The organism is Tritonibacter horizontis (assembly GCF_001518015.1).
Taxonomy (GTDB): domain Bacteria; phylum Pseudomonadota; class Alphaproteobacteria; order Rhodobacterales; family Rhodobacteraceae; genus Epibacterium; species Epibacterium horizontis.
On record NZ_LPUY01000062.1, the window covers coordinates 1 to 650 of the forward strand.

Below are 650 nucleotides of genomic sequence, written 5' to 3' on the forward strand. Positions count from 1 at the left end.
CGCGCGAGGCATTCCCCGCGCGGGTCGACCCTCCCACACCCAACCGAAAGACATCCTCATGGCTATTCTCAAGTTCTCTGCGTCCGCTGTTGCGGAACAGATCGCCCATGCGCGCGCCTGCAAAACCTTCTTGCCCAACTGGAACGGGCCCGTGGACAGGCCCGCCCTGATCCTCATCGTCGGCAATGGTGTGCATCTGCGCTCAAACGGCATCGATGGCACGACCACCCGTATCGTCACCACCGAACAGGCCGATCCCTCCTTCGCTTTCGCCGACGGCATGAACCCGTTTCGGGACACCGACTGGATGGCGCAGCGCCGCATGGCGTTTCGCGATCTGACCGGCCAGTTCTATACCGACATCCTGGATGACGTGCAGGTGCTCATCGACCGGGGGCGGGGGGCGATCCGGCTCGCCACCGATGGCCACAGCATCCGCGTCTTCGTGCGCCGGGCCTCGGATTATCTCATCGGCGGGACCTACGAGGTGCCGTCAGGCCTCGGCGGCACCTTCCGGGTCATCCTCAAGGATGCCTGCGACACCTTCGCGATCGTACAGAACTGCGGCAATTGCGAGGATTTTGACGCCATGCAGCCCTACCGCGTGCCGCTCGATGCGCTGATGGAAATCGATGACCGGAGGGCGGGGA

The 650-nt window shown here is 64.0% G+C and carries 1 protein-coding gene; it reads left to right on the plus strand.

All coding sequences use genetic code 11. The features are described 5' to 3' along the window. Nucleotides 1-58: 58 nt before the first annotated feature. A partial coding sequence (locus tag TRIHO_RS10475) for a regulator (protein WP_082705104.1) occupies nt 59-650 on the plus strand: 592 nt, incomplete at its 3' end.